Genomic DNA, 18,458 nt, shown 5'->3' with positions numbered 1-18,458 from the left:
GGCCCCGTTTTCATTGGTTTGTCATACCAGCTTCTCCACCCGGGCCGGCAGCCCCTGGCGGGCCGACGAGCCGATGGCCCAGTCCACCAGGGGGTAGCGGCCATGGCGGCTGGGATCCAACACCGCCAGATCGTTGAGGTTGACCCCGGCCCCGCGCAGCGGATTAGCAACCACTTTCTGGCCGTCTATCCAATGTTCCCGCGCCCCCAGCTCCTTGTGGCCGAAGCCGTGCTCGATGGCGATGGCATCGGCCTGCACCCCTGCCACGCACTCGGCCACCCCAATCACGCTGCCATCCGGGGTGCTCACCCGCACCCTGTCCCCGCTCTCGATCCCCAGCTGCGCCGCCGTTTGCGCATTGAGCCGCACCCGGTTGCTGGGGTTCACCTGGCGCAGGCGATCCGAGCCGATACTCATGGAGCTCATGGTGTGGGACTTGTAGCTGGTGAGCAGCAGCGGCCACTGGGCCGGCTTGAACGCCTCGTTGAGCGGCGTACCATCCGCCAGCTGGGGGCGGAAAAAGCGCGGAGTGCCACTCAGGAACTTGCCGCTTTGGCTGTGACGGCGGCTACCCACCTCGGGGTTCCACACCATCAGCGGCTTGGGCCAGCGCTTGCTCGGCTGACCCGCGTCGTCGCGCCCCTTGACTGCCGGTTCGAAGCGCCCGCCGCGGGCGAAGAGGTAGGCGGCGCGACCCGCCTCCTCCACACTCAGGGTGGCGTTGAGGGTGGGCATAATGCGTTCCACCCCAGACCAGGCGAGATCCTCAGGATCTATGGCCGGCACCGGCTCGCCGAGATAGGCGACGTTGGCCGCCCCGTAGAGGGAGAAGTCCGCCGCCTTGTGCAGGGCATGCACCTTGCCATCCGCCCCTTTGAGTGCCCCCTCGCCAAAGCCCGGCAACCCCAGCCGTTTGGCCACCGCGATAAAGAAGGACTCCATGCAGACCGGATCCCCCTCGGCGGTCTTGGCGACGCGAGGCTCCACGATGGGCCAGCGGCCGGTGGAGACCTTGGTCATCACCCCGTGCCAGGCGGTGGCCCAGCCCCAGGATTCGTAGGTGAGGGTATCAGGCACTATGTAATCCGACAGCGCCGACGACTCGTTGATGAAGCTGTCGATGCTGACCACAAGGGGCAGCACGGCAGGGTCTTTGAGCTGCTCGCCTATGGCCTTGCTGAGCCCGGCCTGACCGTAGAGGGGGTTGCCCATGTGGTTGATCCAGGCCTTGAGCCGGTAGGGATAGCCGTTCACCGCCGCAGTCAGGTGTTCGCCGAGCAATGGGCCCGAGATCGGGAACCAGGGCTCTTGCGCCGGATAGGGGTTCTGGCCCGCCTCGCGCTTGCGGCGATATTCGGAGGTCTTCTCGTAGGGGAACTTGGATCGCGACAAGAAGACCCCGGCGGGCTTGACCATGCCGGGGAAGCTCGCCAGATCGTAGCGCGGCCCCGCCCCGAAGGGATCGAACTTGCCGCCGCTCGCCACGGCGCCGCCCCGGGCGTTGAGGTTCCCAATCATGACGTTGAGCATCATGATGGCCCAGGCCGAGTAGAAGCCGTTGGCGCTCATGGTGCCGCCGTGGGAGACCACCGCCGCCCGGGTGCCGTGGCTGGTGAACTCCCGCGCCAGCGCCTCGATATCGGCCACCGGCACGACGCACTCGGCGCTGTATTGCGCGAGAGTGTGCTCCCGGCACGCCTCGGCCAGCAGCTGGAAGCTACTCTTCACCATCAGCTCCCCCTTGAGGCCCTGAATGGTGCGATCCACCCAGAGGTTGGCCCGCTCACACTGGCCGGCGGGTCTCGGCTCGCCGCTGCCCGCTTCCTCTACCAGCATGGCATCCCCCTCTCCATAGGCTTCCCCCTCAAAGGGCAAACCAAGATCGCTGACCCGCAGCATCTGACCGAAGCGCGGGTGGGTCTCATCACAGAGCACCAGGTGGCTGGCGTTGCAAAAACCGCGATAGCCGGCCCGCTCGGCGGCGGCGGCATTGGGTGCCGTCAGGAAGGGCTCGGCATAGCGTTGGTTGTCGATGATCCAGCGCAGCATGGCCATGGCCAGCGCCGAGTCGGTGGCGGGACGGATGGGCAGCCAGCGGTTGGCGGGGGCGGACGGCATGTTCACCGTGTTGGGCAGGCTGGGAGCCACCACCACGTAGGAGAACGGCTTGCCCGGTCGCGCCCGGTTTGCCGCCAGCTGACGAGACTGGCGCTTGAAGGGATTGCCCGATTGCTGGGGCGAGGTGCCCATGAACAGCAGGAAGTCGCTCTCGTCCCAGTCCGGCTTGAGGTGGGCGTTCTTCTCCAGATCGTCCAGCAGGGCGCCGGCCCCGACCCGGAACGACAAGCCGCAATAAGCACCGTGGTTGGCGAAGTTGCGGGTGCCGAAGCTGTTGAAGGTGAAGCGCTTGATGAAGTGATCCCGCCCCTCGTCCGAGGCGTTGCTCACCAGCAGCTGGTTGGCCCTGGGGCCGTACTCCGGGTTGGCCGGGTCGAGGGGCTCGGCGAGGTTGCGAATGGCCCGCAGCCCCTCAACCAGGCCCTCGCCAAACAGATCGCCCCCCTCCACCACCTCGGCCACCAGCTGCTCGAAGGGGATGCTCTGCCAGCGGCCGCTGCCACGGGGCCCCACCCGCTTGAGACAACGGGTGACCCGCTGCGGGCTGTCGAGCTGCTCCAGCATGGCATTGCCACGGGCGCAGGCGGTGGAGCGCCCGTCCAGCCCCCCTTCCTGGTAGCCACTGGTGGCGAGCAGCGCCTGCTTGATCGGGGTCTTGAAGTCGATGTGATGGTGAGCGGAGAGGGGGTGATAGGGGTTGCCCAGGATCCGCACTATCTGGTCGCGCTCATTGTCGATGCGGGCCCGCACTCCGCACAGGGTCCAGCAACCGAGGCACATGGTGTTGGCAACCCGCTGGGCCGGGTTGGGATGCAATTCCCCCCGCTCGTCAACCCGGTACTCCACGGCCAGCGAGTTGCCATGGATGGGATCCCGGGTCGGCTTGCCCGAGCTGCCGGTGGCGAGGCCAGTCGCCACCTGCTTGAGGGTGTCGCTGTAACCGGCGACGAACAGCCCGGTGCCACCGGCAATGGCGGCGCCCTTGAGAAACTTGCGTTTGCTGTGATCCATCAGAGTGCCTCGCGTGCAAAAAGAGTGGGTGCCTTGATGGCAGAGGAAACAGAGGGGCGCACCAGCTCCGAGAGGGCCACCAGCAGGGCCAGCAACAGACCGAAGGTGCCGAGAATGCCGAGCACACCGGCCGGGCCCCAGGCGATTTCATAGAGGTAGACGCCAGCCCCGTACTTGGGTGCGAGCTGCCCCTGGATCAGCACCAGCCAGCGCAGGCCCCACACCAGGTGCAGCCCCAGCAGCGCCAACCCCCAGAGTGCCAGGCGGGCAGAGAGCCTTGGCCGCAGCAGCATCAGCAGGCTGGCCAGCCCCAGGGTCAGCAACAGCCAGTGGGCCGCCAGCCGCCAGCTCGGGTCGAGCCGATAGAGGGCTGCGGCCTCTGCCGCCGAGGCGCCACCAAACAGGGCCCAGCCCAGCAGGGAGAGCGCCAGCAGGCTCAAGGTCCAGCCGCTCTGGCGCAGCAGGGTCGACTCGGTCTGGGCATGCCAGCCCGCCAACAAGCGGTTGAGCAGCAGCAGGGCACTCTGGGCCCCCAGCACGGCGCTCAGGGTCAGCAGCCAGGGCAACCAGGGGGTATGCCAGAGCGGGCGCGCCGCCACCGCCATGGTTTCGAGCCCGGTGTAGAGGGCGATGCTGAGCCCGCTCAGGGCTGCCAGCAGGGAGAGGGGCCGCAGCCAGGATTTCCCTGCCCAGTCTCCCAGACAGAGCAGCTTTGCAAGGCGGGCTATCTTGTCCCCTTCTGCGCCGCGCCGGGCCAGGGCAGGCCTTAGCAGCAGCCAGCCGAGCAGCATGGAGAGCAGGCTGAACAGCGGCAGCAGATAGGCGCCATACCACATGACGGAGCCAAAGCGCGTCTGGGCGTAGAAGTGCCAGGCCCGGGCCGGCTGGTGCAGATCCGCGGTCAGGGCGATGGGAGCCACCAGACCGGCCGCCACCATCAGCACCGCCGCCAGGGTCTGCAGCCGCGGGTCCGGCGCCTTGCGCCACAGCTCAAACGCGCCGAGCCAGAGGGCCCCGTAAGCAAGGCCGATGAGGAAGAAATATTGCACCGCCCAGGGCAGCCAGGTGATGGGCTGAGCCGGGGCCAGCAGTTCGTTAATGACCATGGGCTATCTCCTTGCCATCGTCGGTGAGCAGGGTGCGCAGGGCCGGGTTGCCGTCGACCTTGCTGACGAAGGCCTCGTCCATGCCGAGATAAAAGACCCGCGGCTGGGTATGGGCCTCCGGCTTGAGCACCTTGAGGGCCGACTCGTGTTCGCGCAGCAAGCGGCTGATCCGGCTCTTGGGGTCGTTCAAATCGCCGATGATGCGCGCCTCGCCGACACAGCTCTCCACGCAGGCGGGCAAGAGCCCCGCCTCCAGCCGATGGGCGCAGAAGGTGCACTTGTCGGCGGTGTTGGTCTCGTGGTTGATGAAGCGGGCGTCATAGGGGCAGGCCTGCACGCAGTAGCCGCAGCCGACGCACCAGTCGTTGTTGACCACCACGATGCCGTCGTCGCGCTGGAAGGTAGCGCCGGTGGGGCAGACATCGAGGCAGGCGGGCTCGGCGCAGTGGTTGCAGAGCCTTGGCAACATCAAGAGGGAGGCGGGAGCCTCGAGGGCGGCCACGTCGCTCACCTCGTACTGGCTCACCGTGGTGCGAAACTGGCCGAGTGGAGGCTGGTTTTCGATGGTGCAGGCCACGGTGCAGGCCTGACAGCCGACGCAGCGGCGCAGGTCGATCAGCATGCCGTAACGCTTGCGGCCATCCCCCCGGCTGATGGCCGCCCGCCCGTTGCGGGGAGCGGGAACGGACTGCGCCTGAACCTGGGTGACGGGGATCAGGGCCGCCCCTGCGGTGAGGGCGGCGATCCCGGATAACAATCGGCGCTTGCTGGGCTCCATGGCGTCTTTCCTTCTGCTGAGCTGCTTGAAAGGGGTTGGGCCGATTGTCCTCAACGCAGGAAGTCGCCTCTATTGTGGTTTTCCACATACCGGGAGCCGGGTTGATCCAGCGCAATAAAAAATGCCCCAGCCCTGCTGAACTGTGACCGGGGCGGCGTTTGCCGCTCCTCCCGGCCCCGTTCGCGTGCAAGCGCGCGCCCCGGTGATAGACTGCCCCCTTTGCACCGAGAGGAGAGCCCCCTGCACGCCCCAGTCCCCTTGCCCCTGCTCAGCCTGCTGCTCTGGCTCGCCCTGTCAGCCCTGCCGCTGCGGGTGCAAGCCGCCCCGACCCCCTCTTCGCCAGCGCCGGCCCGACAGGAATCCGCACCATCCCAGGCCACGCCGGGGCAGACCATGGCCGAGCCGATACGCATCGGCGTGCTGGCGACCCGCGGCCCGGCCCTGGCCAGAGCCCAGTGGCAACCGCTGCTGCGCTGGCTGGCACAGCGCGTGCCCGGCCATCGCTTCGTGCTGCATCCGCTGGGGCTCGATGAACTGGCCGAGGCCGTCGCCCTCGAGCACCTCGATTTCGTCATCACCAACCCGGGCCAGTCGGTGAGTCTGGCGCGCCAGTTCCCGCTGGCCTGGCTCGCCACCCTCAAGAGCCCGGCCGGGGGGGACAACCTCGCCATCGGCGCCGCCCTGGTGGTGCCCGCCCAGGCCCCCTACCGACACTGGCGTGACCTCGAGGGACAAGCGGTCGCTGCCGTCTCGGAGAACGCCTTCGGCGGCTACCTCGCCTATCGCTTCGAGGCGGGCGAACAGGGAGTTCGGCTGGAGCGCTTCTTCTCCACCGTGCAGTTCACCGGCTTTCCGCTGGACCGGCTCATCGAGCGGCTGGCGGCTGGCGAGGTGGCCGCCGCCATCGTGCCGGTGTGTCAGCTCGAGCGCATGGAGCGGGAGGGCAAGGTCGCCAGGGGGGCATATCGGGTGCTGGATGATCAGGCGCCGACCGGCTTTGGTTGCCAGAGCTCGACCCGGCTCTACCCCAACTGGTCCTTCGCCAAGACTGAGCGGGCCTCCCCCGCGCTGGCGCTGGCGGTGACCCGTGCGCTGTTCGACCTGCCCGCAGATAGCGAGGCGGCCATCGCCGCCGATTCGGCGGGCTGGACCGTGCCCACCAGCGAGCTCGCCATCGACCGCCTGCTCCAGGCGCTGGATCGCCACCCGCTGCAGGGCCCCTGGTGGCAAGCGGCCTGGCACTGGCTGCGCCAGCATCAGCAGTGGGGCTGGGGCGCCCTGGCGCTGGTGCTGCTGCTGGGGGGCCACCACCTGCTGCTGCAATACCTGTTCAACCGCAGCCAGCGCCGGTTGCTCAAAGCCCGCCACCAGCTCGAGCAGAAGGGACGCCAGCTGGCACAGGCCAGACGGCTCGCCGAACTGGGCGAGCTGGGCGCCAACGTGGCCCACGAGATCAATCAGCCCCTCAGCGCCATCGCCAACTACAGCCAGGGGGCCTTGTTGCGACTGGACAAATTGGCACAGGATCCGGCCCAGGCTGCCGCCCAGGCCTCCCTGCGTCAGGCCCTGGAGCAGATAGGGCTCCAGGTCCAGCGCATCACCCAGACCGTCAACCGGCTCAGGGCCCGGCTGCAGAAGCGCCCTCCCCGCTTCGCGCCTTGCGACCTCCCCACCCTGGTGGCGGAGCTGTGCCCCCTGCTGGAGCAGATGCTGGCGCCCCTCGACGTCGCCTTCACCCTGCACTGGCGAGGCCAGCCGCGCCGGCTCCCTCTGGACGGCACCGGGATGGAGCAGTTGCTGGTCAACCTCATCAAGAATGGCGCCGAGAGTGCGGCGCAGAGGGCTCGCCTTCCTACGCCAGCAGCGGCACAGGAGCCTGCCCGGGCCGAGCTGCTGATCGCCTTCGAGGCACAGAGCCTGCGGCTGGAGATCCGCGACAACGGCGCCGGCCTGAGGGAACCTGCGGCCCTGCTGCAGCAGGCGTTTTACAGCGACAAGGCGGATGGCATGGGGCTGGGGCTGGCCATCTGCCGGGAGGTGGTCGAGAGCCATCGCGGCCAGTTCACCCTGGAGAACCTGAGCCCCCACGGCTGTCTGGCCCGGGTCATTCTGCCTGTGCCGCCCCCCGAAACCCTCCCTTCATCCACCGACATGCCAAGGAACTGAGATGCCGACCCCTGCCCGCCCCCCGCTCTATCTGGTCGATGACGACGAGGCCGTGCTCGACTCCCTGCGCTTCATGCTGGAGAGCTGCGACGAGCGGCAGCTGTTCAGCTTTTCCGATGGCGAGCGCTTTCTGGCAGAGGTCGATCTGCACCAGCCCGCCTGCCTCATCCTCGACTGCCGCATGCCGGGGCTCTCTGGCCCCGAGGTGCAGCAGCGGCTGAAGGCGGCCCAGAGCCCCATCGCCATCCTGTTTCTCACCGGCCACGGCGAGGTGCCCCTGGCGGTGGAGTCCCTCAAGCAGGGGGCGGTGGATTTCTTGCAAAAGCCGGTGCAGCTGGTCCCCCTGCTCGCCGCCATCGAGCGGGCCGAGCAGGCGACGCAGGCGGCGGCCACCCGCCTCGCCCAGCTGGCCGCCTTTGAGCGCCTCACCCCGCGCGAACGCCAGTTGTTGCAGCTCATCGCCCGGGGCCACAAGAACCAGCAGATAGCGCAGGATCTCTGCATTTCGGTGCGCACCGTCGAGGTGTGCCGCGCCAGCCTGATGAAACGCCTGGCGGTGAACTCCCTCGCCGAGATGCTGCTGCGCTACGCGCAGGTGAACGAACACCCCTGAGTGGCCTGCAACCGTACAAAACGGGCAGGGATCACACATTTGGCGCTTCGATGGCGGTAGAGTGCCCTCTTCTCTTCACCAGGATCGCTCGGGTCCTGCGCCTTGTTTCGAGGACACATCATGGAACTGCTTCTGCTCAGCAACGGTAAAACCACAGAACACCCCGGCCTGCTCGGCTGGGCCCGCGACCGGGTGCAAACCCTGCTCGCTCGCAACCAGGTCAAGCGCATCCTGCTCATCCCCTACGCGGTGATCCGCAGCGACTGGGACGCCCGCGCCTTCGAACTCAGCGAGAGCCTGGGGGTGAAGGCCATCAGCATCCACCAGTTCGACGATCCGGTGGATGCCATCCAGCGGGCCGACGCCATCTTCATCAGCGGCGGCAACACCTGGCGCCTGAACCAGCTGCTGCACGAATACGGCCTGGTGGTGCCCATCCAGCGTGCCGTGCGCGAGCGAGGCGTGCCCTATGTGGGCTGGAGCGCCGGCTGCAACGTGGCCACCCCCAGCATCCGGACCACCAACGACATGCCGGTGTGCAGCGCCGTCGTGCTGCCTGCGCTGGGGCTCTTCCCCGTGCAGATCAACCCACACTATCTGGACGCCAGCATCAGCGGCCACATGGGGGAGACCCGGGACGAGCGTCTGGCCGAGTTCTGCGCCATCAACCCGAGCGAATCCGTGGTGGCCCTGCGTGAGGCGAGCCTGTTGCAGATCGGCGGCAATCACATCGAGTACTGGAGTGCCCGGGGCGAGACCTTCAAGATCTTCAGGCACGGCGAACCCGTCCGGGAATACGGGGACGCTGCGCCTCTGGCAGCGCTCACCCCCTTCACGCCGGCACGCTGATCCTGCCAAACGACAGAGGGATGGCCTGCGCCATCCCTCTTGCTTTGTTGCTCGCCCCTTCGTGATTCATTCCAGAATGGCCATCTCCTCCCGAGAGCCGCTGCGCCCGGGAGCCCTCAGCAACACCACCAGCGGCACGGCGCACAGGCTGACCCACATCATCAGGCGAAAATCCTGCAGATAGGCGAGCAGGCTGGCCTGCCGGGTCACCTCGCCGTTGATCATGGCCAGCCCCTTCGGCGTCATCAGCTCCGCCATGCCCCCGCCCTGATGCAGGTTGACATTGAACGGGGTGATGTAGGCGGCGAACGCCTCGTGGTTCATCTGGGATCGCTGGGCCAGATAGGTGATCACCACCGAGATGCCGATGCTGCTGCCGATGTTGCGCACCAGGCTGAACAGCGCCGTCCCCTCGTTGCGATAGCGCGGCGCCAGGGTCGCAAAGGTGATGGTGGAGAGGGGCACGAAGATGAAGCCGAGCCCCAGCCCCTGGATGATGCCGGTGCGCACTATGTCCCAGCTGCCGATATCCGTGTTGAACAGGGTCATCTCCCACATGGAGAAGCTGGTGAGCAGCAGCCCTGACAGGATGAGGTAGCGGGCATCCACCCGGCCCGACAGCCTGCCCACCAGCATCATGGCAACCATGGTGCCCACCCCGCGCGGGGCGAGCAGGTAACCCACGTCGATCACCGGGTAACCCATCAGCCCCTGCATGAAGGGAGGCAGCAGCGTCATGGTCGCCAGCAAGATGATGCCGACGATGAAGATGAAGAGCAGACCGACGCTGAAGTTGCGATCCCGGAACAGGGCCGGTTCTATGTAGGGGTGCGGGTGGGTGAAGATATGCACCACGAAGAGGTAGAACGCCATCACCATCAGGGCGGTCTCGATGACGATCTCCCGGCTGGCGAACCAGTTCTGGGACTCTCCCCTGTCCAGCGCCATCTGCAACGCCCCGATGCCGAGACTCAGCAGGGCGAACCCCAGCAGATCGAAGCGGCGGCTGGCATCGATCTTCGTCTCCTCGATGAAGGCGGCAAGTCCGAACCAGGCCAGCAGGCCGAACGGCAGGTTGATGTAGAAGACCCAGCGCCAGTTGTAGTACTCGGTGAGCCAGCCCCCCAGCGACGGCCCCAGAATGGGGCCCACCATGACCCCTATCCCCCAGAGCGCCATGGCGGAGCCGTGCTTCTCCGGCGGATAGGTGTCCAGCAGCACCGCCTGTGAGAGGGGCACCAGGCTGGCACCGAAGATCCCCTGAAGCAGGCGGAACAGCACTATCTGATCCAGGCTCTGGGCCGCGCCGCACAGCATGGAGGCAACGGTAAAGCCCGCCACCGACCACATGAACAGCCTTTTGCGGCCAATTCTTGCCGAGATGAAACCGGTCAGCGGCATGAAGATGGCGGCCGCCACTATGTAGGAGGTGAGCACCCAGGAGATCTGATCCTGGGTCGCCCCCATGGCTCCCTGCATGTGGGGGAGGGCGACGTTGGCGATGGTGGTGTCCAGCGCCTGCATGATGGTCGCCACCATCACCGACAGGGTGATGAAGGTGCGACGGGAAGCCTGGTCTGCCTGCCCTGTGGCTGCGCTCGTCATATCAACCTCGACCTGACAGGCCAGGCAGGGTGCGCTGATGGCCGGTGTCTATCTCGGCGGTGGCACTCAGACCCGCCCTCAGGGTGGGCAGATCCGCTCCCGAATCCAGCTTGATCCGCACTGCCACCCGCTGGGCGATCTTGACCCAGTTGCCGGTGGCGTTCTGGGCCGGGATCACCGAAAACTCGGAGCCTGTGGCCGGGCTCAGGCTCTCCACCACCCCGGTCCAGTGCGCATCGGGGTAGGTATCCACACTGATGTCCACCTTCTGGCCAGGTTGCACATGGGTCAGCTCCGTCTCGGTGAAGTTCGCCTCCACCCAGGGGGTGTCGGTCTCCACCAGCATCATGGCGGTCATGCCCACCAGATTGTACTGGCCGGGCTTGGGCAACTGGCTGACGATGCCGTTGGCGGGGGCATAGATGGTGGTGCGAGCCAGATCCAGCCTGGCCTTGGCCAACTCGGCCGCGGCCTCCTGATAGGCGGGCTGCTGCTCCACCGGCAGGTTCACGTCCCCGCTGAGGGAGGCTTCAATCTTCTTGAGCCCCTCCTCCAGCGCCACCTGCTGCTGGGCGGTCTGTATGGTGAGCTGGCGGGCATCGTCGTAATTGGCGGTGGAGGTGAAGTGCCTGGTCACCAGATCCGCCTGGCGATGCTCCTCCTTCAGGGCATAGGCATGGCGGGTGCGGGCCACGGCGATCTCCGCCTGCTGGCCGCGATAACTGGTCTGCAGCGCCACCAGATCGGTGCGCACCTTGGCAAGTTCCGCCTCGGCCTTGGCCACGGCGACCCGGAAGGACTCCTGATCCAGCTCGAACAGCGGCTGGCCAGCCCGGACCTGCTGGTTTTCCTCGACGAACACCTTGGCCACCCGGCCCAGCACCTCGGTGCTGATGGGGACCTTGTCCGCCTTCACATAGGCGTTGTCCGTCTCCACATAGCGCCCGCCCTGCAGGTAGATAACGCCCGCCCCGATCAGGGCCAGTGCCGGCACCACCACCAGCAACAGCAGGCGGGTGCGGCGCCGGTTGGCGGCGGGACGGGAGGAAGAGGGGGAATCAGTGGTCATGATATGGCTCCACGTTGGTTGGCATCACAGGAAAGCATCAGAGGTGGCCGAGGTTGGCACGCAGGATCTTGAGGGAGCGGCACAGCGCCTCGGTCGCCTCCTCCCCCAGCTCGCCGATGGCCCTCTGATGCACCAGATCGGACGCCTGTTTGATCATCGCCAGATAGGGGGCGGCCCCTTCGGTCAGATGGAGCTGATAGGCCCGCCTGTCATGGGGGTCGCTGCGCCGCTCCACCAGGCCGCTCTCCGCCAACTGATCGAGCTGACGGGCCAGGGTGATGGGCTGGATGTCGAGCCGCTCCGCCAGATCCACCTGGCGGATCCCTTCGCTGCGTGCAATGTGCACCAGAGCCCTGGCCTGGGCCAGGGTGAGGCAGCTTCCCTCCAGCTGCTGCTGGAACTGGCGGCGCATCAGGCGCTGGACGTCGCCGATGAGAAAGCCAAGGGTGTCCGGTTGTTTGTTCATGATATGCAACCTATATAGTAAGCTTTACTTATTATATGCGAAGCGTATCCATGTGCAAGCTGGCCCCGGCCGCCGTTTGGGTTCATGCTGGGTGCCACCACCTCAACGGCAGGAGACACGTCATGGATATCAGGATGGAGCGGGACAGCCTGGGGGAGATAGCCGTCCCGGCGGACAGGCTCTGGGGGGCCCAGACCCAGCGCTCCCTGCATCACTTCAACATCTCGGGGGAGCGCCAGCCCATGGAGATCATCCATGCCCTGGCCCGCATCAAGTCCGCCTGCGCCCGGGTCAACCACGCCCTGGGGCTGCTGCCGGCCCGCAAGGCCCAGGCCATCATGGCCGCCGCCGACGAGATCCTGCGCGGCCTGCACGACGCCGAGTTTCCCCTGATGGTGTGGCAGACCGGCTCCGGCACCCAGACCAACATGAACCTCAACGAGGTGCTGGCAAACCGGGCCAGCGAACTGCTCGGCGGCCCCCGGGGGGAAGCGCGGCTGGTGCATCCCAACGACGAGGTAAACAAGAGCCAGTCCAGCAACGATGTCTTTCCGAGCGCCATGAACCTGGCGGCGGTCACCGCCATCACGCAGCGGTTGCTGCCAGCCCTCGCAGCCCTGAAGCAGACCCTGGCAGGCAAGGCCGCCGCCTTCGACCACATCGTCAAGATTGGCCGCACTCATTTGCAGGATGCCACTCCCCTCACCCTGGGCCAGGAGATCTCCGGCTGGGTCGCCCAGCTTGAACAGGGGGAGCGCCATCTACGGGCCGCCCTGCCCCATCTGTGCGAGCTGGCGCTCGGCGGCACCGCCGTAGGCACCGGCCTCAACTGTCCTCCCGGCTTTGCCGAGGCGGTGGCCAGGACCCTGGCCGAGCAGACCGGCCTGCCGCTGGTGAGCGCCCCCAACAAGTTCGAGGCCCTGGCGGCGAGTGACGCCCAGGTTCACGCCCACGGTGCGCTCAAGACGCTGGCAGCCTCCCTCATGAAGATCGCCAACGACGTGCGCTGGCTGGCGAGCGGCCCCCGCAGCGGGCTGGGGGAGCTGCTCATCCCCGAGAACGAGCCTGGATCCTCCATCATGCCCGGCAAGGTCAACCCGACCCAGAGCGAGGCCCTCACCATGCTCTGCGCCCAGGTGATGGGCAACGATGTGGCCATCAACATCGGCGGTGCCAGCGGCAACTTCGAGCTCAACGTGTTCAGGCCCATGATCGCCTACAACGTCCTGCAGAGCGTGCGGCTGCTGGGGGATGGCATGCAGAGCTTCCACGACCACTGCGCCGTCGGCATCACCCCGAACCAGGCCAGGATCGACGATCTGCTCTCCCGCTCCCTGATGCTGGTGACGGCCCTTAACCCCCATATCGGCTATGACAAGGCGGCCGAGATCGCCAAGCGGGCGCACCATCAGGGACTGAGTCTGCGGGAGGCGGCCATTGCCTCGGGCTACCTCAGCGCGGAGCAGTTCGATGCCTGGGTGATCCCCGCTGACATGGTGGGTCGCACGTCATAAGGCAGCGCAGCGCACGGCAATCCCATACCCGGGGCATACCACCGCAGGTGGCGGGGCGCAGCAAATAGGGACAGTGATGGGCAATAAAGATGAAAAGGGCGCCATGGCGCCCTTTTCATTGCAGATCTGCCGTCAGGTCTTGCTCTGGCAGTTGAACATCCAGTGGGTGCCGAACTTGTCCACCAGGGATCCGAAATAGTCACCCCAGAACATCTCCGCCAGCGGCATCTCCACCTTGCCTCCCTCGGCCAGGGCTGCGAACAGGCGATCGGTCTCGCCCCGGCTGTCCGGCTCCAGGTTGAGGTAGCTGTTGTTGCCCTGCACCAGGGTGAACCCCATGCTGGCCGGAGCATCCGTGCCCATCAGCACGTGGCCCCCAAGGATGGGCAGGGCCACATGCATCACCAGCTCCCCGTCTTCCTCCGACAAAGGGGGCTGGCCCGGGCAACCCGGGGACTCCTTGAACCTGTGGATGGGGCCGCTGAAGTCACCGCCGAACACTTCGCGATAGAAGAGGAAGGCAGCCTCCGTCTCCCGGGCAAAATTGAGATAGGTACTGACACGCGCCATGGGTTTCTCCTTGTCACCGATAGCTGGCCCCTGTGGCCAGCTAACAGCATAGAAGAGCACGGGGCACCGTCAGGTGGCGATCCGGTCCCCCTCCCCGCATGGGGAGCCGTGATCACCGCCCCGCCTCGGTCTAACCCCCAAAAGTGCAACCACATTTACAAGAGGTTGCACCTCACATCAGCATTCATAAGATGCATTGCCAACCCATTAATAATACTGTGAAAAGCGGACAAGCGGCGGGCTTGAAAGGAGCCTGATAGAGACCGGATTCATGGAAGAATTCAACAATGTAACCAATACATTAAAATTTCTTGCTTGAAGGTTGCACCTGGTTGCACCATCATCGGCGAAATTTAACCGTCCGGTAATATTGTTACCTTCTAGACACAGGAAGTCCCATGGCCACTACCACCCTCGGCGTCAAACTCGATGAAGCGACCCGCGACCGCCTCAAACAGGCTGCGCAGACCCTGGATCGCACTCCCCACTGGCTGATCAAGCAAGCCATCTTCACCTATCTGGAGCAACTGGATCGCGGTCTGACCCCGCCCGAGCACTCCGGGCTGGCTGCCGCCGCCGGGGAAGAGGCCGTCGAGACCCTGACCGAGCAGGGCATCCAGGTCTTCCTCGAGTTTGCCGAGAGCATTCTGCCCCAGTCCGTGCTGCGGGCCGCCATCACGGGGGCTTATCGCCGCCCCGAGACCGAAGCCGTCCCCATGCTGCTGGAGCAGGCCCGTCTGCCCAAGGAGAAGGCTGACGCGACCCAGAAGCTGGCCATGGGCATCGCCGAGAAGCTGCGCAACCAGAAGAGCGCCAGCGGCCGTCAGGGCCTGGTGCAGGGGCTGCTTCAGGAGTTCTCCCTCTCCTCCCAGGAAGGGGTGGCCCTGATGTGCCTGGCGGAGGCGCTGCTGCGCATCCCCGACAAGGCGACCCGGGATGCCCTCATCCGCGACAAGATAAGCGGCGGCAACTGGAGCCAGCACCTGGGCCAGAGCACCTCATTGTTCGTCAACGCGGCCTCCTGGGGTCTGCTCATCACCGGCAAGCTGGTGGCCACCCACAACGAGGCGGGCATGAACAGCTCCCTCAAGGGACTCATCGGCAAGGGGGGTGAGCCGCTCATCCGCAAGGGCGTCGACATGGCGATGCGCCTGATGGGTGAGCAGTTCGTCACCGGCGAGACCATCGCCGAGGCGCTGGCGAACGCAGGCGGCATGGAGAGCAAAGGGTTCCGCTACTCCTACGACATGCTGGGGGAAGCGGCCCTGACCGAGGAGGACGCCAAACGCTATCTGGCCTCCTACGAGCAGGCCATCCACGCCATCGGCAAGGCCTCCCATGGTCGCGGCATCTACGAGGGGCCGGGCATCTCCATCAAGCTCTCCGCCCTGCATCCGCGCTACAGCCGCGCCCAGTACGATCGCGTCATGGAGGAGCTCTACCCCACCTTGCTGGGCCTGACCCAGCTCGCCAGGCAGTATGACATCGGTATCAACATCGACGCCGAGGAGGCCGATCGGCTGGAGATCTCCCTCGATCTGCTGGAGAAGCTCTGCTTCGATCCGTCCCTCGCCGACTGGAACGGCATCGGCTTCGTCATCCAGGCCTACCAGAAGCGCTGCCCCTATGTGATCGACTACGTCATCGATCTCGCCAAGCGCAGCCGTCACCGCCTGATGATCCGTCTGGTGAAGGGCGCCTACTGGGACAGCGAGATCAAGCGCGCCCAGCAGGAAGGGCTGGAAGGCTACCCGGTCTATACTCGCAAGCCCTACACGGACGTCTCCTACCTCGCCTGCGCCCGCAAGCTGCTGGCGGTGCCCGAGGCCATCTATCCCCAGTTCGCCACCCACAACGCCCACTCCCTGTCTGCCATCTATCAGCTGGCGGGTCAGAACTACTACCCGGGTCAGTACGAGTTCCAGTGCCTGCACGGCATGGGTGAACCGCTCTACGAACAGGTGGTCGGCAAGGTGGCCGACGGCAAGCTGGGTCGCCCCTGCCGCATCTATGCCCCGGTGGGCAGCCACGAGACCCTGCTCGCCTACCTGGTGCGCCGCCTGCTGGAGAACGGGGCCAACACCTCCTTCGTCAACCGCATCGCGGACAACAACATCTCCCTCTCGGATCTGGTGCAGGATCCGGTGCAGCAGATCGAGCAGATGGCCGCCCGTGAAGGGGCCTTGGGTCTGCCCCATCCGCGCATCCCCCTGCCACGGGATCTCTACGGCGAGGCCCGCCCGAACTCCGCAGGTCTGGATCTCGCGAACGAGCACCGCCTGGGGTCACTCTCCGCCGCCCTGCTCGCCAGCACCAACACCGCCTATCAGGCCGTGCCCATGCTGGGTTGCGACACCGAGGCGCCGACCCAGTTCCAGCCCGTGCTCAACCCGGCGGATCACCGCGATGTCGTCGGTCAGGTGAGCGAAGCCACGGTAGCGCTGGTGGACAAGGCGCTCGCCTGCTCCCTCACGAGCGGCCAGATCTGGCAGTCCACCCCGCCAGCCGAGCGGGCCGCCGTGCTGGACAGGGCTGCCGATCTGATGGAATCCGAACTGCAACCCCTGATGGGCCTGCTGGTTCGCGAATCCGGCAAGACCTTTGCCAACGCCATCGCCGAGGTGCGCGAAGCGGTGGACTTCCTGCGCTACTACGCCGCCCAGGCGCGCAACCACTTCGCCAACGACACCCACAGACCGCTCGGCCCAGTGGTCTGCATCAGCCCCTGGAACTTCCCGCTGGCCATCTTCAGCGGCCAGGTGTGTGCGGCCCTGGCCGCCGGCAATACGGTGCTGGCCAAGCCTGCCGAGCAGACCCCCCTCATCGCGGCACAAGCGGTGCGCATCCTGCTGGAAGCGGGGGTTCCCGCCGGTGCGGTGCAACTGCTGCCGGGCCGTGGTGAGATCGTGGGTGCGGCGCTCATCGCGGACGAACGGGTGCGCGGCGTCATGTTCACCGGCTCCACCGAGGTGGCGGGCATCATCTCCCGCAACCTGGCCGGTCGCCTCGACGCCCAGGGTCGCACCATTCCCCTCATCGCCGAGACCGGCGGCCAGAACGCCATGATCGTCGACTCTTCCGCCTTGACCGAACAGGTGGTGATGGATGTCATCTCCTCGGCGTTCGACAGCGCCGGTCAGCGCTGCTCCGCCCTGCGAGTGCTGTGCGTGCAGGATGACGTGGCGGATCGGGTGATCCGGATGCTCAAGGGCGCCATGGCCGAGTACAAGGTCGGCAGCCCCGAGCACCTTTCCACCGACATCGGTCCCGTCATCGACGCCGAGGCCAAGGCCAACATCGAGCGCCACATCAAGGCCATGGGCGACAAGGGGCGCAAAGTGCACCAGATCGCCCGCACCCAGGGGGATGCCTGCAGCCGCGGCACCTTCGTGCTGCCGACCCTGATCGAGCTCGACAGCCTGGACGAACTGGGACGCGAAGTGTTCGGCCCTGTGCTGCACCTGGTCCGCTACCCGCGCACCCGGCTCGGGGAGTTGCTCGAGCAGATCAACGGCAGCGGCTACGGCCTGACCCTGGGTGTTCATACCCGCATCGACGAGACCATCGCCCAGGTGGTGAACGTGGCCAAGGTGGGCAACCTCTACGTCAACCGCAACATCGTGGGCGCCGTGGTCGGGGTGCAACCCTTCGGTGGGGAAGGGCTTTCCGGCACCGGTCCCAAGGCCGGTGGCCCGCTCTACATGTATCGCCTGCTCGGCGCCCGTCCCCAGGAAGCGGTGGCCAACCAGCTGCACCAGGAGTCCGGTGCCCTGCATGCCGAGGCGAAAGCCCCCCTCGTGGCCCTGCGCGACTGGGCGAGCAAGCAGGATCCGGCCCTCGCCGCCCTGTGCGATCACTACGCCGCGCTCTCCCAGAGCGGCCGTACCCAGCTGCTGACCGGCCCCACCGGCGAGCGCAACAGCTACAGCCTGCTGCCCCGGGAACGGGTGCTCTGTCTTGCCCAGGAGAAGGCCGACCTGCTGGCCCAGCTGGCCGCCTGTCTGGCGGTCGGCAGCCAGGTGCTGCTGCCGGACGATGCCCAGACACGCGCCCTGCTCTCTTCCCTGCCGACCGAGGTGCGGGATCCCATTGCGCTGGTGGCGGACTGGGCCACGGGGGAGACGGATTTCGATGCCCTGCTGCACCACGGCGACTCGGATCAGTTGCGGGAGGTGAGCAAGCTCGCCGCCGCGCGCCAGGCAGCCCGTAACGGCGCCATCATCGGTGTGCACGGCCTGCATCGCGGCGAGACCGACATCCCGCTGGAGCGCCTGCTCATCGAGCACGCCCTCTCGGTCAACACCGCCGCCGCCGGTGGCAACGCCAGCCTGATGACCATAGGCTAAGCGCCGCATAGTGACGGAGACTCAAGCCCCGCAGATGCGCAATGCTGTTCAGATAAGCACTTTTTTGACTGATTATTCATAAATTGGATTTGAGTTGAGGGGGCAAGGCTGTGTCCAGTCGATCTTCCTCCAGCCTTTATCCAGCGGGGCTTGCAATAGAAAGAGGGAGGCATCATGCCTCCCTCGATTTTTTGTCCTGATACTACGTGGACTGGAACTCAAATTCTCTTAAGTGAACAGCATTGCC

At 66.2% G+C, this 18,458-nt stretch carries 12 protein-coding genes; 5 read left to right on the top strand and 7 right to left on the bottom strand.

All coding sequences use genetic code 11. From position 1 onward, the window contains the following. Nucleotides 1–21 precede the first annotated feature (21 nt). The 3 genes from C3418_RS13780 to dsrO are packed head-to-tail and all read right to left on the bottom strand — an operon-like array spanning nt 22 to nt 5,013. Nucleotides 22–3,129: a tetrathionate reductase subunit A gene (locus C3418_RS13780; protein ID WP_103858724.1), complete on the bottom strand. Its 3,108-nt coding sequence runs from the start codon at nt 3,127–3,129 to the stop codon at nt 22–24. Then, a complete protein-coding gene (gene nrfD / locus C3418_RS13775) occupies nt 3,129–4,235 on the bottom strand; it encodes an NrfD/PsrC family molybdoenzyme membrane anchor subunit (RefSeq protein ID WP_103858723.1) in 1,107 nt (368 codons plus the stop codon). Before nrfD ends, C3418_RS13780 begins: the two co-directional genes overlap by 1 nt. Then, on the bottom strand, nt 4,225–5,013 hold the full coding sequence (gene dsrO / locus C3418_RS13770; protein ID WP_052815173.1) for a sulfate reduction electron transfer complex DsrMKJOP subunit DsrO: 789 nt from the start codon (nt 5,011–5,013) through the stop codon (nt 4,225–4,227). The genes nrfD and dsrO overlap by 11 nt, the downstream gene beginning before the upstream one ends. Nucleotides 5,014–5,271: 258 nt before the next feature. On the opposite strand from dsrO, the gene C3418_RS13765 reads away from it, so the two are divergent. The 3 genes from C3418_RS13765 to pepE all read left to right on the top strand — a co-directional run bounded on the left by C3418_RS13765 (nt 5,272) and on the right by pepE (nt 8,641). Continuing rightward, nucleotides 5,272–7,179 carry a PhnD/SsuA/transferrin family substrate-binding protein gene (locus C3418_RS13765; protein ID WP_181023103.1) on the top strand — a complete coding sequence of 636 codons (1,908 nt, stop codon included), beginning with the start codon at nt 5,272–5,274 and terminating at the stop codon, nt 7,177–7,179. Nucleotide 7,180: 1 nt separating this feature from the next. Beyond that, nucleotides 7,181–7,792, top strand: a complete 612-nt coding sequence (locus tag C3418_RS13760) for a response regulator transcription factor (RefSeq protein WP_052815175.1) — start codon at nt 7,181–7,183, stop codon at nt 7,790–7,792. A 120-nt stretch (nt 7,793–7,912) separates the two neighbouring features. Next, nucleotides 7,913–8,641 carry a dipeptidase PepE gene (gene pepE, locus C3418_RS13755; protein WP_103858721.1) on the top strand — a complete coding sequence of 243 codons (729 nt, stop codon included), beginning with the start codon at nt 7,913–7,915 and terminating at the stop codon, nt 8,639–8,641. Between the two features lie 66 nt (nt 8,642–8,707). Here pepE and C3418_RS13750 read toward each other — a convergent pair whose 3' ends face one another. The 3 genes from C3418_RS13750 to C3418_RS13740 are packed head-to-tail and all read right to left on the bottom strand — an operon-like array spanning nt 8,708 to nt 11,781. Beyond that, nucleotides 8,708–10,246 carry a DHA2 family efflux MFS transporter permease subunit gene (locus C3418_RS13750; protein WP_103858720.1) on the bottom strand — a complete coding sequence of 513 codons (1,539 nt, stop codon included), beginning with the start codon at nt 10,244–10,246 and terminating at the stop codon, nt 8,708–8,710. A 1-nt stretch (nt 10,247) separates the two neighbouring features. Further along, nucleotides 10,248–11,315 (bottom strand): HlyD family secretion protein, encoded by a 1,068-nt coding sequence (locus tag C3418_RS13745; RefSeq protein ID WP_103244376.1) that lies wholly within the window; start codon nt 11,313–11,315, stop codon nt 10,248–10,250. A 37-nt stretch (nt 11,316–11,352) separates the two neighbouring features. Further along, nucleotides 11,353–11,781, bottom strand: coding sequence for a MarR family winged helix-turn-helix transcriptional regulator (locus C3418_RS13740; RefSeq protein ID WP_045523708.1), 429 nt, complete (start codon nt 11,779–11,781; stop codon nt 11,353–11,355). A 122-nt stretch (nt 11,782–11,903) separates the two neighbouring features. Between C3418_RS13740 and fumC the strand changes: the two genes are divergently transcribed. After that, nucleotides 11,904–13,295: a class II fumarate hydratase gene (fumC, locus tag C3418_RS13735; RefSeq protein WP_103858719.1), complete on the top strand. Its 1,392-nt coding sequence runs from the start codon at nt 11,904–11,906 to the stop codon at nt 13,293–13,295. A 132-nt stretch (nt 13,296–13,427) separates the two neighbouring features. Here fumC and C3418_RS13730 read toward each other — a convergent pair whose 3' ends face one another. Next, nucleotides 13,428–13,865 carry a VOC family protein gene (locus C3418_RS13730; RefSeq protein ID WP_041211205.1) on the bottom strand — a complete coding sequence of 146 codons (438 nt, stop codon included), beginning with the start codon at nt 13,863–13,865 and terminating at the stop codon, nt 13,428–13,430. A gap of 398 nt (nt 13,866–14,263) precedes the next feature. On the opposite strand from C3418_RS13730, the gene putA reads away from it, so the two are divergent. After that, entirely contained in the window at nt 14,264–18,211 is a 3,948-nt protein-coding gene (gene putA, locus C3418_RS13725; RefSeq protein WP_103858718.1) for a trifunctional transcriptional regulator/proline dehydrogenase/L-glutamate gamma-semialdehyde dehydrogenase, read from the top strand. Nucleotides 18,212–18,458 lie beyond the last annotated feature (247 nt).

This window comes from Aeromonas sp. ASNIH8 (assembly GCF_002919855.1).
GTDB classification, from domain to species: Bacteria; Pseudomonadota; Gammaproteobacteria; order Enterobacterales; family Aeromonadaceae; genus Aeromonas; species Aeromonas caviae.
Note: the sequence above shows the minus strand (reverse complement) of the source record. Positions and strands in the feature narration are given on the sequence as shown.